The sequence below is a fragment of the Parafrankia sp. Ea1.12 genome (genome assembly GCF_900465275.1).
Taxonomy (GTDB): Bacteria; Actinomycetota; Actinomycetes; order Frankiales; family Frankiaceae; genus Parafrankia; species Parafrankia soli.
Window position 1 is genome coordinate 19,071 of the sequence record NZ_UBIZ01000511.1, and the last position, 14,514, is coordinate 33,584.

Annotated in this window: 14 protein-coding genes; 7 read left to right on the plus strand and 7 right to left on the minus strand. The window is 70.2% G+C overall.

Annotation, left to right across the window (positions count from 1 at the left end; translation table 11 throughout):
• Nucleotides 1-288 precede the first annotated feature (288 nt).
• Complete coding sequence (locus FMEAI12_RS30145) at nt 289-1,497, plus strand: PLP-dependent aminotransferase family protein (protein ID WP_112108701.1); 1,209 nt, start codon at nt 289-291, stop codon at nt 1,495-1,497.
• An 11-nt stretch (nt 1,498-1,508) separates the two neighbouring features.
• Nucleotides 1,509-2,468: a D-alanine--D-alanine ligase gene (locus FMEAI12_RS30150; RefSeq protein WP_112108722.1), complete on the plus strand. Its 960-nt coding sequence runs from the start codon at nt 1,509-1,511 to the stop codon at nt 2,466-2,468.
• 83 nt (nt 2,469-2,551) lie between these two features.
• Here the strand turns inward: FMEAI12_RS30150 and FMEAI12_RS30155 are convergent, their stop codons facing one another.
• Nucleotides 2,552-3,025 (minus strand): TspO/MBR family protein, encoded by a 474-nt coding sequence (locus FMEAI12_RS30155; protein ID WP_112108702.1) that lies wholly within the window; start codon nt 3,023-3,025, stop codon nt 2,552-2,554.
• 1,335 nt (nt 3,026-4,360) lie between these two features.
• Here FMEAI12_RS30155 and FMEAI12_RS30160 point away from each other — a divergent pair.
• On the plus strand, nt 4,361-5,569 hold the full coding sequence (locus FMEAI12_RS30160) for an ABC transporter substrate-binding protein (protein WP_112108723.1): 1,209 nt from the start codon (nt 4,361-4,363) through the stop codon (nt 5,567-5,569).
• Here FMEAI12_RS30160 and FMEAI12_RS30165 read toward each other — a convergent pair.
• Complete coding sequence (locus tag FMEAI12_RS30165; protein ID WP_200835463.1) at nt 5,502-6,263, minus strand: class I SAM-dependent methyltransferase; 762 nt, start codon at nt 6,261-6,263, stop codon at nt 5,502-5,504. The two genes, FMEAI12_RS30160 and FMEAI12_RS30165, sit on opposite strands and share 68 nt — an antisense overlap.
• Nucleotides 6,264-6,534: 271 nt before the next feature.
• Between FMEAI12_RS30165 and FMEAI12_RS30170 the strand changes: the two genes are divergently transcribed.
• The gene (locus tag FMEAI12_RS30170) at nt 6,535-7,599 is read left to right on the plus strand and encodes an NAD(P)-dependent alcohol dehydrogenase (protein WP_165938540.1); all 1,065 of its coding nucleotides are present in this window, start codon (nt 6,535-6,537) and stop codon (nt 7,597-7,599) included.
• Between the two features lie 54 nt (nt 7,600-7,653).
• On the opposite strand, the gene FMEAI12_RS30175 is transcribed toward FMEAI12_RS30170, so the two are convergent.
• The 5 genes from FMEAI12_RS30175 to FMEAI12_RS30195 all read right to left on the minus strand — a co-directional run bounded on the left by FMEAI12_RS30175 (nt 7,654) and on the right by FMEAI12_RS30195 (nt 12,270).
• Entirely contained in the window at nt 7,654-8,268 is a 615-nt protein-coding gene (locus FMEAI12_RS30175; RefSeq protein ID WP_112108704.1) for a class I SAM-dependent methyltransferase, read from the minus strand.
• Nucleotides 8,269-8,398: 130 nt separating this feature from the next.
• Entirely contained in the window at nt 8,399-9,313 is a 915-nt protein-coding gene (locus FMEAI12_RS30180) for an IclR family transcriptional regulator (RefSeq protein WP_112108705.1), read from the minus strand.
• Between the two features lie 27 nt (nt 9,314-9,340).
• The gene (locus FMEAI12_RS30185; protein ID WP_112108706.1) at nt 9,341-10,189 is read right to left on the minus strand and encodes an SDR family NAD(P)-dependent oxidoreductase; all 849 of its coding nucleotides are present in this window, start codon (nt 10,187-10,189) and stop codon (nt 9,341-9,343) included.
• The gene (locus tag FMEAI12_RS30190) at nt 10,186-11,040 is read right to left on the minus strand and encodes an SDR family NAD(P)-dependent oxidoreductase (protein WP_112108707.1); all 855 of its coding nucleotides are present in this window, start codon (nt 11,038-11,040) and stop codon (nt 10,186-10,188) included. Before FMEAI12_RS30190 ends, FMEAI12_RS30185 begins: the two co-directional genes overlap by 4 nt.
• A 72-nt stretch (nt 11,041-11,112) precedes the next feature.
• Entirely contained in the window at nt 11,113-12,270 is a 1,158-nt protein-coding gene (locus tag FMEAI12_RS30195; protein WP_235014818.1) for an LLM class flavin-dependent oxidoreductase, read from the minus strand.
• A gap of 250 nt (nt 12,271-12,520) precedes the next feature.
• On the opposite strand from FMEAI12_RS30195, the gene FMEAI12_RS30200 reads away from it, so the two are divergent.
• From FMEAI12_RS30200 to FMEAI12_RS30210, 3 genes are read left to right on the plus strand one after another with little or no spacing between them, the layout of a single operon-like run.
• On the plus strand, nt 12,521-13,528 hold the full coding sequence (locus FMEAI12_RS30200) for an SGNH/GDSL hydrolase family protein (protein ID WP_146776797.1): 1,008 nt from the start codon (nt 12,521-12,523) through the stop codon (nt 13,526-13,528).
• Nucleotides 13,525-14,037 (plus strand): flavin reductase family protein, encoded by a 513-nt coding sequence (locus tag FMEAI12_RS30205; RefSeq protein ID WP_112108710.1) that lies wholly within the window; start codon nt 13,525-13,527, stop codon nt 14,035-14,037. The genes FMEAI12_RS30200 and FMEAI12_RS30205 overlap by 4 nt, the downstream gene beginning before the upstream one ends.
• A 39-nt stretch (nt 14,038-14,076) precedes the next feature.
• On the plus strand, nt 14,077-14,499 hold the full coding sequence (locus FMEAI12_RS30210; RefSeq protein WP_071062331.1) for a cupin domain-containing protein: 423 nt from the start codon (nt 14,077-14,079) through the stop codon (nt 14,497-14,499).
• Nucleotides 14,500-14,514: the final 15 nt, after the last annotated feature.

The window sequence follows — 14,514 nt, forward strand, 5'->3', positions numbered from 1 at the left end:
CGCGGACTTGCGGCCCACACTCGGGGTAGATCAGCTCCGCCGCTCGCACGGCTCAGAAGTGGGCTCTGAAGTAGGTGGCTTCCGAGCACTTCCGCGCTCGGGCGCTCAGCGAGCTTCCGGTCCGGGGCGGCTGCCGGTCGTGGCGCCGGGCGTCCGGCCCCAGAGCACGCGGGTAGGGTCACTCGTCGACGTCGACAATGGGGTGGACGGGTGGACGAGCAGCAACCGGTAAGCGGCACCGCGCCGACGGATCGCTGGTGGGGGGCGTACGCTGCCCGCGCATCGGGGATGCTGGCGTCCGAGGTACGGGCCCTGTTCGCGGTCGCGAGCCGTCCGGAGATCGTGTCTCTGGCCGGGGGGATGCCGGCTGTGGACGCGCTGCCGTTGGAGGCGGTCGCGTCGACCATGTCGGATCTGGTGACGAAGCGCGGCGCGGTGGCGTTGCAGTACGGCTCCGCCCAGGGTGATCCGGGGCTGCGCGCGCGGATCTGCGACGTGATGGCCATGGAGGGCATCACCGACGCCCACCCGGACAGCGTGATCGTGACAGTCGGTTCCCAGCAGGCGCTCGACCTGCTCACCCGGGTGTTCATCGATCCCGGTGACGTCGTCCTCACCGAGGGGCCCACCTACGTCACGGCCATCAACACGTTCGCCGCCTACCAGGCGCGGGTCGTGCACGTGGCGGTGGACGGCGACGGCCTCTCCCCCGACGCGCTGCGCGAGACCCTGGGCCGGCTCGCGGCCGAAGGCGCCCGGGTGAAGTTGCTCTACACGGTGCCGACATTCCAGAACCCGGGCGGGATCACCCTGACCCAGCCACGGCGGGCCGAGATCCTGGAGGCGTGCCGGCGGGCGGGGGTGCTCGTGGTGGAGGACAACCCGTACGGGCTGCTGTCGTTCACCGGCGAGCCGGTGCGGGCGATGCGCGCGGACGCCCCCGACGACGTCGTCTACCTGGGATCGTTCTCGAAGACGCTGGCGCCGGGGATGCGGGTCGGGTGGGCGCTGGCGCCGCCGCCGGTGACGGCCCGGCTCGTGCTGGCCGCGGAGTCCGCGATCCTGTCGCATTCCATGCTCACGCAGCTCGCGGTGGAGCGGTATCTGGCGACCCAGCCGTGGCCGGAGCAGCTCAAGGAGTTCCGGGAGATGTACCGGGAACGCCGTGACGTCATGCTCGACACCCTCGCCGAGACGATGCCCCCGGGCACGACCTGGACCCGGCCGGATGGCGGGTTCTTCGTGTGGCTGACCGTCCCGGGCGGGGTCGACACCAAGGCGATGCTGCCCCGGGCGATCGCCGCCCGGGTCGCCTACGTTCCCGGCACCGGCTTCTACGCCGACGGGTCGGGCCGCAACGCCATGCGGCTGTCGTACTGCTACCCGCCGCCGGAGCGCATCCGTGACGGCGTCCAGCGCCTCGCCAAGGTGCTCCGCGCCGAGATCGACCTCCGGCAGACCTTCGTACCCCGCCATGGCAGCACCACGGACGAGTGAAGGACACGACGATGACCGATCTTGGCCATGTGCTCGTCCTCGCCGGTGGCCTGTCACCCGAACGTGAGGTGTCCCTGCGCTCCGGGGGCAGGCTGCGGGACGCGCTGGCCCGGATCGACGTCGACGTCGAGCTGCGGGACGTCGACGCCGGGACGCTTCCCGCGCTCGCCGCCGACCCGCCCGCGGTCGTCTTCCCCGTCCTGCACGGAATCTCGGGTGAGGACGGCACCATCCGCGAAGTCCTGGACCTGTACGGCCTGCCCTACGTCGGCGCCGTGCCCGCGGCATGCCGGGCCGCGTTCGACAAGGCGACGGCGAAGGCCACGGTCGCGGCCGCGGGCGTCGTGACGCCGGAGGCCGTGACGTTGCCCCGCGAGGTGTTCCACGACCTCGGCGCCGCCGCACTCATCGACCGGATCGCGGGCAGGCTGGGCCTGCCCGTGATCGTGAAGCCACGCGCCGGGGGCTCCGCGCTCGGTGTCGGGCGCGTCGACGACGCCGGGCAGCTCGCCGAAGCCCTGATGGCCTGCTTCGGCTACCACGACTGGGCACTGATCGAACGCGCCGTGACCGGGGTCGAGATCGCGGTCGGCGTCATCGACACCGGTCACGGCCCGATCGCCCTGCCCGCCGTCGAGGTCGAGCCGGCAGGCGGGGTGTACGACTACGCCGCCCGGTACACCGCCGGCGCGACCACCTTCCACATACCGGCCCGTCTCGACGGCGCGGTGCTGCGCGCCGGCGCGGAAACCGCGGTCACCGCGCACCGGACGCTGGGCCTACGCGACCTCTCCCGCACAGACATGATCGTGGACACGAACGGCACAGCCCAGTTCCTCGAGGTGAACGTGGCCCCGGGCATGACCGACACGAGCACCTGGCCAATGGCCCTGCACGCCGCCGGCCTCGACTTCGCGGTGGTGGCCCGCGACCTCGCCGCCCAGGCCCGGGACCGCGCGGCCCGCCGCTGACGTCCCGAGCAGGGACGGCGGTGGACCGACACGTAACCCGGATTTTCACCGACGGGCCCCGGCCCGAGAGAGTGTCCGCTCTGTCAGTGGCCGGGGTTGCGGGCGGCGATCGCGGCGTTCAGCGCGGTGGCGAAACCGGTCCAGGCGAGGTAGGGCAACAGCGCCGCCCCGGCCGGCCGATCGGCCCGCCAGGCCCTGGCCACGAGGGTCGCGTTGGCCGCGTCCAGCGCGAGGATCTCCGCGAGCGCGAGGCGCGGGCGTCGGGCCTGAAAGAACAGCGGCGTCCAGGCGGCGTTCAGGGCAAGGTTGATCCCGAACGAGCGCCGGAGCCGCTTCCGCTGGTCGTCGTCGGTGCTGCCGTCGAGCGCCCGCGCGCCGGCGAAGGCGATCAACGCGTAGATCGGTGTCCAGACCGCGGGAAACGCCGCCCGGGGCGGCTGCCACCCGGGTTTGTCCAGCGACAGGTACCAGGCCGAGTCGGGCCTGGTTGCCACCGTGCCGACGCCGGCGGCGGCCGCCGTGGCCGCACTCGTCCTCGCCAAGGTCGAAGTACTCATCCCAGCCTGGTACCCGCAGGAGCGAGGCCTGTCCCACGGACCTGCGCCACGCTGCCACGATCGAACAGTCAGCGGCCCAGCTCGGTCCCGGCCACGTTCAGGCTGGCCCTCGCCGCCGCGCGCGGACCGCGTGACCTCGCTGGTGGAACCGAATGCGGCATCGAGGCCGCCGCCCGACCCACCTGTGCCGCCGATGGCTCGCGCCTGCGTCGCATCAGTGACGACGCTCCCGGCCGAGTAACCGGGGGCGACGTACTCAGCAGTTCCGTCAAAGGGGACGATTCCCTTGACGTGCAGATTGCTCTGCGCTGTTCCGGTACCGACAGTCTGGTTGATCCCAACACCGGAGACCACGTCGTCGGTGTCACCATCGGTCCGGCAGTTCGCGTTGCTCACGCTCTCCGAATTGACCGAGCCCGACCCAGCCGTGGCACCGGGGCTACGCACCGTGATAGTGGTTGACGCGTATGCGGTTCCTGGCAGTGTGACGGCCAGCGCGACCCAGGACGAGCGCCGTGAACAAGGGGGCCGTAGGGACTTTTTCGCCATCGCCTTCTTCCTCGCCGGAGAGATGGAATTGCCTACCAACCGCGGCCTGGCGAGAGAGCGAGAGCCGGCCGCTGAATTATTCCGCGCCGAATTTCTTGCACAGCAAAAGCGCGACTTGGACCTTCTTGGAGCCGCATCCAAGCACCGGCCGACTGACCGCTCAGTCGGCTCCCCGCAGCACGAATACGCCCAGCGGCGCCGGAGTCGCACCGCTCGCGCCGTCACGGGCTGGTCGGGTCTGGAACGGAGCCGACATGCGCGATGTACGGATAGTGATTATCGAACGACTTACCGGAGTGACGGTCCGGGATGAGGAGTGACCACCGTGCGATCAGCGCGAGAGCGGTCAGGCGGTCGAGCACATCCCGCCCCTGTGCGGCCCCTCGGCAGGCTTGCCGTCCCCGACCAGCTCTCGACCGTACGCCGGACACCCTCAGCCGGCTGACGCCGAGAGATGACGCTTCCCGGACAAAGTCTTCCTATATGACCAAATCGCCCAAGGGTTAGCGGTCACTACTGTTGACGAAGTCCGCTGCGGAGAGAGTCCCGCCGACGAGTCGGCGCGGAAATCACGCGGCCGGGCCAATCGCCCTCGCGCCTCCACTCCCGCCTCGAAGGCGAGCCCGGCCCGCCCCTCGGAACGCCGAGCGGGGCCGGTCGCTACCATCCTGAGCTGCAACATCGTCTAAATGAGCTAGAGAAATGACCTCACCGACGGCAGGAGAGAAGCTGGTGCACCGCACCGGCGCCCTCCACCGTCCGCGGCTATCCATCGTGGAGGTACGGGTGCACTTAGGTAGAACGACACGGTTACTCGGTGTGGCTGCCGCGGTTCTCGTTGCGGCAGTCACGAGTTGCTCCTCGGCACCGGGGGCGGCAAGCGCCGCGGCGTGCGACAGCCCTGGCGTCACCCCCGGTGAGGTGAACCTCGGCCTGGTGTACTCCGATTCGGGCGTGGGCAGTGCCGCGTTCGCCTCGGCCCGAGCCGGCGCGGACGCCCGGTTCGGCCTGGCCAACGAGGAGGGCGGGGTACACGGCCGGAAGATCGTCTACCAGTGGCGCGACGACGCGAACGACCCCTCCCAGAACGCCCGCGTCGTCCAGGAGCTCCTCCGCGGCGACAGTGCTTTCGGCCTCGTGACGATCACCACCGCCTTCGGCAGCGCACCGGCGGACCTGGCGAAGCAGAATGTTCCCGTCGTCGGGTTCGGTCTGCCGACCTGGGCCGAGTACCAGAACATGTTCTCCACCATGTACCAGGCCTCGCCGGTCACGATCGGCCGCTACCTCCGGGACAGCGGCGGCAGCAAGGTCGGCGTCGTGATCACGGGGTCGTCGGCGTCCACTTTGGATGTCATCAAGATGTACAAGAGCGCCTTCGAGTCGGTCGGGCTCACCGTGACCGACACCATCTCCTACGCGCACAGCGTTGACAGCCCGGCCCACGTGGCCCAGCAGCTGGCGGCCTCCGGCGTCAATGCGCTGGTTGGCTTCACGACCACCGAGGATCTCGCCGAGATCATGGGCGCCGTACGTACGGCGAACCTGAACCTCGCCACCACCGTCTCGTTCACCGGGTACGACCAGGGCCTGCTGCCCACCCTGGGCCCGGCACTCGCGGGCGTCTCGATCCCCGCGTACTTCCGCCCCTTCGAGGCGGGCGGCGCGGCCATCGACCGGTACCGCGCCGCGATGGTCCGCTACGCGCCGGAAGCCACGCAGCCAGACCAGCAGTTCGCGATGAACGCGTACATCTACGCCGACATGTTCGTGCGCGGACTCGACCTCGCCGGTGACTGCCCCACCCGCGACGGATTCATCAACGCGCTGCGGTCAGTGTCCGACTACGACGCAGGCGGCCTGATCGAACCCGTCGACCTGGCCACGAACCGGACCGGGGCGCTCAACTGCTACGCCTTCGTCCAGGTCAACCCCACGGGCACCGGGTTCCAGGTCGCCCGCCCACGCCTCTGCGCCGACGGCACGACCGGCTGACGTGGGTGGACGCTCCCGCCGGGGCGCGCGCGAGACGATGGTGACGGTCGCCGGAGTTCGAGCTGATGTCACGGGTGCGCTCGGAGGACCGGCCGGTCGCCGAGGTCTCCCGCAGAAGTCCGCGCAGGTCACGCTCGAACGCCCCCCCGCCGGTCACCGAACAGGTGGGGGCCGCGCTGGACAGCGAGAACACCGAGGCGACCGTCTCGTCGGCGCTGCGTTCGACGACGAGCCCGCCGGCCACGTCCAGCCGAGTGGGTTCCTGGAACCCGGCCGCCCGAAAGATGTCGCCCTCTCCTGAAAGGGTGCCCTGGGGCAGCACACCTCGCCCCGCCCGCCGGAGCGGGCCGAGGTAGTCGCGGACGAGCGAGGCGATCGCCTCCCGGGGCGGCCGGGGATGCGGCAGCACGTCGTCACCGGGAACGCCCTCGTGAGTAGTGGCGTGGACGAACACACACATGCCGCCGTCCGGTACCAGCATCCGGCGGACCGCGGCAGCGACCCTGGGACGGTCGAGCCAGTGGAAGGACTGGGCGAAGCTGACGACCCGGAAGGCACCGAGCCCGCCTGGCAGGTCCTCGGCGCGCAGAACCTCGGCAAGCGCCAGCGGATAGGGCAGGCGCCCGGCGGCGTAGAACTCGGCGCTACCCGCATAGAGAGTCTCGTCCCACTCGGACATGCTGTCTGATACCACAGCCCGTATCTCCCTGCAGCCACTGCCAGGATGACGCCCACGAAACGGGCGACAGATCATTCGCCGAGATTCGACCCTCTCCGCAACCATCACGATCAGCAACTATGCCCCGACCTGGGCAAATAGATAAGCGTAGTTAGTTCTGACGGTTGATCGAGTGAAAAACTTCCCCGAAAGCGCGTAATTTGCCTGGAACGCGCGCACGCTTGGAACTGGCAACTCGGGGTAGAACAACGCATGTTCCGGCGGAGCGAAGGAGATCGCTGTGCTGATGAAAGCGGCCCGAATGCATGGGTACCATGAGCCGCTGCGGCTCGAGGAGATTCCGGTGCCTGCTCCTGGGGCGGGCGAGGTCCTGATAAAGGTGGCGGCGGCCGGGATCTGCCGCAGCGACCACCAGTTGCTCGAGGGTTACTTCCAGCCGGCCGCACCGATGGAGTTCCCGGCCGTACCCGGGCACGAGGTCGCGGGTCGCGTGGCCGGAATCGGCTCTGCCGTACCGCGTTCGGCGGGCCTGTCCGAAGGCGACCTGGTGGTGGTCAACCCGGGGTGGGGAGACGGAACGTGCCGCCAGTGCCATGCGGGCAATGAACAACTGTGCACCGGGACCGGTGGATGGATCGGATTCGGCCCGCCCGGTGGCTTCGCAGAATACGTGGTGGTTCCCCATCGGCACCTGGTCCGGGTGCCGGGCGGCGACCAGAAGGCGGAGAATCTCGCGCCGTTGACCGACGCCGGGCTGACTCCCTACCGCGGGGTGAAGAAACTGCGGGCGGCTGGAAAACTCGGACCGGGGCGCACCGTGGTGGTCGCCGGCATCGGCGGACTCGGCAGCTACGCCGTGCAGTACGCAAAGCTGCTCGGCGGTGGAGCCACCGTGGTTGCGTTCTCCCGCACCGACGAGAAGCTGGAGCTCGCCCGACGCAACGGTGCCGATCACACCGTGAACACCCGTGACCTGAGCTCCAGTCAGGTACAGGACGACCTGGAGAGGCTCACCGGACGGCGGACGGTCGACGCGATCCTGGACTGCGCTGGTGCCCCCGCGTCGATCGCGCTCGACTTCGGGATTCTCGCGGCCGAGGGAGCAGTTGCCTCGGTGGGACTCATGGGTACCAAGGTAGAGGTACCACTTAACGTGATCGTGGGCACCGAACTCTCCTACTTCGGATCGTTCTGGGGAAACTACAACGACCTCACCGAAGTCCTTTCCCTTGCCGCGGCGGGGCAGATCAGACACACCGTCACCACGGTCAAGTTCGAGGACATCAACGATAACCTGGGAGCACTCGCCCGCGGTGACGTCGTTGGCCGTCAGGTGATTGTCTTCGACTGATCCGGTGTCGGCGGCCCTACCGGGCGCTGCCCGGGACCGCGCCGACCACCGCTGTCAGTCCGCTTTGGACGCGATGCCCTCGTAGGCGAAGCCGAAGAACTCGGGCCCGCCCATCCGGTAGGTCTCGATGGTGTCGAGAGTGAGCCCGGCGTTCTCGATCAGTCTGTCGACCGGCCGGTTCAGATGGCAACCGCCGAAGCACCGCCCCCAGAGGGGAGTGAGGCGGTCCTGCCACCGGGCGACACCGGGTCTCGGCGAACGGCCGTGTTCGACGAAGTGCAGCGTCCCGCCGGGGCGCAGCACCCTGCGCACCTCACCGAGCGCGCGTTCGACGTCCGGGATGGTGCACAGCGTCCAGGTGACCAGTACGTGGTCGACCGACGTGTCCGGGACGGGGAGCCGCTGGCCGTCGTCACCGACGAACTCGACCGGGACGGCGGTGGCGGCGAGGCGACCGGCGGCCAGCCTGCGACCGACCACCGCGGGTTCCACGGCGAGCAGCCGGGTGACCTGCGGCGGGAGGTGGGGCAGGTTGCGCCCGGAGCCGAACCCGATCTCCAGGACCTCGCCGGTCAGCCCGGAGACCACCCGGGCCCGGGTGGTCTCCACGTGCCTGCCCAGGGCAAGGTCGATGAACCGGGGAAGCACCTGATCGTCGTAGAAGCCCATCGTCTCTCCCTGTCGCGGCATGGGTGTCCGGCCCCCTGCCCCGGCATTGGTACCCGGCCGCGGGCTGACCATCAAGGCACGTTGTTCCCGCGCCGGCGGTAACGGAGCGGGGGCGGCGCCGGGCCCAGGGTCAGCTCCCCGCCTGGTTGGGTGGGCGTCCACCGATCTCCCGGGTGATCGCCGTGGTGGCCGCGGTCAGCCGCCGGCCGTAGGGGACGACCTGCTGTGGGCTCAGGCGGTGCGGGAAGCCCGCGAGGGTGACCGCCAGGCACACCCGGCCGGCGCCGTCGAAGACCGGCGCCCCGATCAGGCTGAGCTGGTAGGACTCGATGCCGCCGAGGTCGACGAGCAGGTAGTCGTCGTCGACGCCCCGGGCCTGGATGACGCGTTCGACCGCGGCGCGGACCTCGGCGTCGCCGTCGCCCGCGGCGAAGGTTCTCAGCGCCCGGGCCAGGCTGTGGTGCCGGTCGTCGTCGAGTGCGACCGTGTACCCGCGGAGCCGGATCGTCTTGATGGCGTCGCGGTAGATGCCGAGCCGGTGGTCGTCGGGACGGGGGCTCAGCCGGCGCAGCCACCGCTCGACGGTCTCGGTGTCGGACCAGGCGATGAAGACCGTCCCGAGCGGCGGCGACAGCGGAACCCGGTTACCGGGCCTTGATCCGAACCCGACGGGCGTCGCGGCGTGCCCTTCGACGGCGAGGACGAGGATGTCCTCGCCCATGACGGAGCTCGCCACCGCCTGGACACCGAGCTCGTCGCTGAGCCGGCGCATGTGCGGTCGCGCGAGCTCGAGGGCCTGACGCCCGGATCCGGCGGCCGCGTCGCCGACGGCCACCAGGGCGGGCCCGAGGCGGTAGGTCTTGTCCTCCGGGTCGCGCAGCAGCCAGCCGGCGTCGCTGAGGGTGGCGAGCATCGCGTGGGCGGTCGCCTTGTTCATCTCCAGCCGCCGGGCCAGCTCCGACAGGCCGAAAGGCCGGCCGGGATGCTGGCTCAGGAAGGTGATGAGCGCAACGGTCCGCTCGACCCCCGGGGCGGGCCGCGGCATCAGGCGGGCCTGCGCCGCGCGGTCACGTCATGGCATCGACACGCCGCCGTTGGGCCGCAGGACCTGGCCCGTGACGAACCGGGCGGCTTCGGATGCCAGGTACAGCGCGGCGTGGCCGACGTCCTCCGTCGTCCCGATGCGCCGCAGCGGCGCCAGATCCCGGCTCCGTCCCAGGAATCTTTCGCGCTTGTCCTCATCGACGGTCCCGTCCTCGGCGGTGTAGTGGCGGCGAGTGATGTCGGTCTCGACCAGACCCGGCGCGATGGCGTTCACCCGGACCCCGTCCGGACCCAGCTCCTTCGCCAGCGTACGAGTGATCTGGACCACCCCCGCCTTCGAGATCGAGTAGGCCACCAGGCGGGCGGGGGCGGTGTCGAACGCACCCGACGCCATGTTGATGATGCTGCCCGCCCGCTGGCTCCGCATCACGGCCCCGGCCGCCTGGCACCCGAACAGCACGCCCTTGAGGTTGACGGCCAGCACCCGGTCGAGCTGTTCCTCGGACAGATCGAGCACCGGGACGTCGATGATGATCCCGGCGTTGTTGCACATCACGTCGACCCGTCCGTGTTCCGACGCCGCCGCGCGCACCAGGTCGTGGACCTGGTCTCGGCGCGACACGTCGACGGCGGCCGGCGCCGCCGACCCGCCGGCGGCGGCGATCTCCTCGCTCGTCGCCCCCGCGGCCCCGGCGTCGACGTCCGCGCACACCACCACGGCGCCGGCCGCCGCCAGCACCCGGGCTACGCCCTGGCCGATGCCGTGGCCCGCCCCGGTCACGATCGCCACCCGGCCGGTGAGGTCGAACGCGCGGCCCAGCGCCCTGACCGGCTCCGCGCGTCCGTCCTCCTCGAGGGCCGCCCCGTCCCGGGTCATGACGGCGTGGCCGTCGAGGGCGGCGCAGTCGAGGGCAGCACCGTCGACGACAGTCCGGAGCCCATGTAGGCGAAGCGGGCGGTGGCTCCGCCGTCGACCACGAGGGTCTGGCCGGTCACGTGCCGGGAGAGGTCGGAGCACAGGAACAGGGCCGCGCCGGCGATGTCGCGCGGCTCGCCCGAACGGCCCAGCGGTTCCACCGCCGGCGGCGGGGGGACGTCCCCCCGTGCCTGTAGTGCGCGCATGAGGCGCGGCGTCCGGATGGAACCGGGTGCGACGGCGTTGACCCGGATGTTCGACGGGCCGAGCTCGACGGCCGCCGTGCGCACGAGGGACAGCAGGCCGGCCTTGGCCGCTCCGTAGGCGGCGTGGTTGGGCGCGCTGGTCAGGCCGCTGACCGAGGCGGTGAACACCATCGCCCCGCCGCCGGCGGCCACCATCTGCCGGCCCACGATCTGCGTGATGAGGTGGGCGTGCCGCAGCACCAGTCCGAAGGTCGCGTCCCAGTCCTCGTCCGTCACCTCCAGCAGCGTCGACCACAGGGCCATGCCGACGATGTCGACGACGGCGTCGAGGCGCCCGTAGGCCGCGAGGGTCTCCGCGACGACACGCTCGACGTCGTCGCGCCGGCGCGCGTCGGCGACGCAGGGTAAGCCACCCACCTCGGCCGCTATCTCGCGGGCGAGATCGGGATCCACGTCGACGCACGCGACCCTGGCTCCCACCGACGCCAGCGCGTGGGCGGTGTGCCGGCCGTTGCCCTGACCGGCCCCCACGACCATCGCCACCCGTCCGTCGAGGCGCAGCAGCCCGGGGTAGTCGGGGATCGCCGATTCATCCAACCGTGTCATCGTTCCTGCCTCCGCCGCTGCCGCTGCCGATGTCTCTGCCTCTGCCTCTGCCTGCGATCGGGATCGTCGGGATCAGGTGGCGGTCACCGAGGTCGAGACCTGGACCTCGCGACGTTCGAGCTCGGGGATGACGTGGGTGCCGAGGAGCTCGATGGTGCGCATCACGGCCTCGTGGGACAGCCGGCCGAACTGCACGTAGCAGAGCAGCCGGTCGACCCCGAGCTCGGCGTAGCGGAGCATCTTGCGCAGGCACTCGTCGGGATCACCGACGATGATCATGTCGGCGTCGCTGAACTGCCTCGGATCCGGCGGCGCGTTCCGCCGCTGCTCGAGGATCGGGAACATCTTCTCCCGCTCCTGCTCGGAGGCGTGCGGGAACTCCCACTCCAGCGTGAACTCGGCCAGGTTCCTGTACCACCACCAGGTGGCGTCCCAGATCCCGTTCGCCTCGGCCTGGGCCATCGTGTCCGCGCAGTGGACCAGCGTGTAGGCCGCCACGCGGTTGTTGACCACGCGGGTGATCGGCTGCGCGGCGGCGGCGGCCCGCCGGTAGAGCTGGATGGTCTCCGCCATCTGCTCCAGCGGCCGCATGATCGACAGCGAGAGCAGGCCGAGGCCCATGGCGCCGGCGGCCTGGGCGCTGCCCGTGCTCGACGCCGCCATCCAGCAGGGTGGGTGCGGATCCTGCATCGGCTTGGGGGTGACCATGCGGACGGGGACGTTGCCCGCCGCGGGGAATCGCCAGTGTTTTCCCTCGAACGAGAAGTATTCGGATTCCCAGGCCTCGACAATGGCCTGGATCGCCTCACGTACCTGATCCTTGCTCTGCGGGATGTCGACACCGAAAGCGGTCTGTTCCATGGGGGTCGAGCGGCCCGTCCCCCATTCGACGCGCCCATTACTCAGGACGTCGGCCGTGGCGACCTTCTCGGCAACGCGCACGGGTGACGTGAACGCGGGCGGCAGCAGTGTCACCCCGAAGCCGAGCCGGATCCGTTCGGTGACCTGCGAGAGCGCCCCGATGAGGACCTCGGGCGCCGAGCAGTGGGACCGCCCCTCGCGGAAGTGGTGCTCCACGTGCCAGGAGGTGTGGAAACCCATCTCGTCGGCAAGGCGGATCTGGGCGATGGCCTCGCGGTAGGCGGCCTGCTCGGCCTCGCGCTGCCCGTGGGGATGGGGCTTCGACCACGGCTTCGGGACGTCCACCTCGTACAGCAGATCCAGTTTCACGGCGGCCTCGTTTGTTATAGCAAACGGCGTGGTTGGTACAGTGACCACCATAAGTGCCGCTCCGTCGATGTCAACGGGGTCGCAGCCAGACAGCTCGACCCGAACTCCAGCCCTAACCCAGCCCGGTTGACACCCCCACTCCCAGGTCGTTACGTTCCTGAACGCAAGATGGTTGTTCCAGATACGGAACAATGCGGCGGTCTCGAAGCGTCAGGCATCCGGGCCGCGCAACGGTGAATGCGAGGTCGTGATGCCGTTGCTTGATCCACTTATATTTCTCCGGGGTAGCCCGTTCGCTGGTACGCCGGAGATCTCCTACCCGCGCGCGGTTACCGCGGACGCGCCGCGCCTGCCGGGCGGAACCTGGCAGGCGGCCTCCATTCCGGTCGGAGTCCGGCTCGAGTTACAGGGCGACGCCGAGGCGGTGGTCGTCGCGTATCGCACCGAGTGCGACGCCCGCGGCCCACGCGGCCCCGGCGTCGGTGTCGGTGTCGGTGTCGGCCAGACCTTCGAGATGTGGGTGGGCGACTCACTGCTGGCGACCGCCCCGGCCGTCCACGGCGAGGGCACCGTGGAGCTGCCCCTGAACGCCGGCACGCGGACGACGACCGTGTACCTGCCCGAACGCATGCGCCCGACCGTGCTCTCACTCACCCCGGTCGGCGGTTCCCTCGAACCGGGACCGCCCCGTCCACGTTGGCTCGCCTACGGTGACTCCATCGTCGAGGGCTGGGTCGCCAGCTCGGCGGGCTCGTCCTGGCCCGCGCGGCTGGGCCGCCGGCTGGGCCTCGACGTCTGCAACCTCGGCTACGCCGGCGCCGCCCGCGGCGAGATCCCCTCCGCCGAACACCTGGCGAGCGTCCCGGCGGCACTGATCAGCATCAGCTACGGCACCAACTGCTGGTCGACGATCCCGCACACCGCCGAACTGCTGCGCGCCGGGCTGGACGTCTTCCTCACCGTGGTGCGGCAGGGGCACCCGGACACGCCGGTCGTGGTCACCACGCCGATCCGCCGCCCGGACGCCGAGACCACCCCCAACCGCGTCGGCGCCACGCTCGACGATCTACGGGTCGCGATGGCGTCCCTCGTCCAGGCACGCATCGACGGCGGCGACCCGTCACTCACCCTCGTTCACGGCGAGACCCTGCTGGACGAGTCACTCCTGGCCGACGGCGTCCACCCCGGCGACGACGGCCACGCGGTCATGGCCGACCGCCTGGAACCCGTCCTGCGGAAGGCGGGGCCGGGGACATGAGCGGCACACGGCCCCCGAACCACACCGACGACCACACGAACGCCTTCCGGAACGCGCTTGGAACGTTCGCGACGGGAATCGTGGTCGTCACCGCGTCGCACCCGGCGGGCGGTCCGGTGGGTCTCACGGCCAACTCGTTCAGCTCGGTGTCGCTCGCTCCTCCGCTCGTGCTGTTCTGCGTGGCGCACACCTCCACCACGTGGCCGTCGATCCGGGCCGCGGGCCGGTTCTGCGTGAACGTCCTCGCCGACGGCCAGGAGGAACTGTCACGCCGGTTCACCGTGCGGGGTGAGGATCGCTTCCGCGGCGTCCCCTGGCGGCCCGCGCCGTCCGGCGCCCCGATCCTGCCCGGCGTCGCGTCGTGGATCGACTGCCGCATCGAGACTCTCCACGAGGCCGGCGACCACACCATCGTCGTCGGGAAGGTCTGCGATCTCGCGGTCGACGACAAGGGTGCCGCTCCGCTCCTCTACTACCGAAGCAGCTACGCCAGTCTGACCGTCAGATAACCATTGATGGTCACGAATCGAACCGGAAGGAGCGTTCTGATGGACGGTGACGCCGACCGGAACGGCGAAGAGGAGAGGCCTCGGCAGTTCTTCTTCGACGTCAACGAGCTCCCGGGCCGTACCAACGTGGATATCATGGGGGATTCCGAGGAAACCCGGCAGTACTTGGACCTTTTCGGCCGCGACCTGGTTACCAGGACGATTCTCCAGTCCCCGCAACTGTGCGTCTACCATGAGACCGCCGCGCCGGGAGAGAAGGTCAAGCCCCATCGGCACGGTACCCATCAGCTGAACTACGTCCTCCGCGGCGAGCTGATCTTCGGCAGGCGGCACGTGGGGGCCGGCATGGGCTTCTTCACGCCCGACCTTCTCTATGCCTGGCGGGCCGGTGACGAGGGCGCCGAGTGGATCGAGATCCACGCCGGCCAGCCCGGCATCTTCGTCGATCAACGGTCGTCCTGACCGCTGCCCTGACCC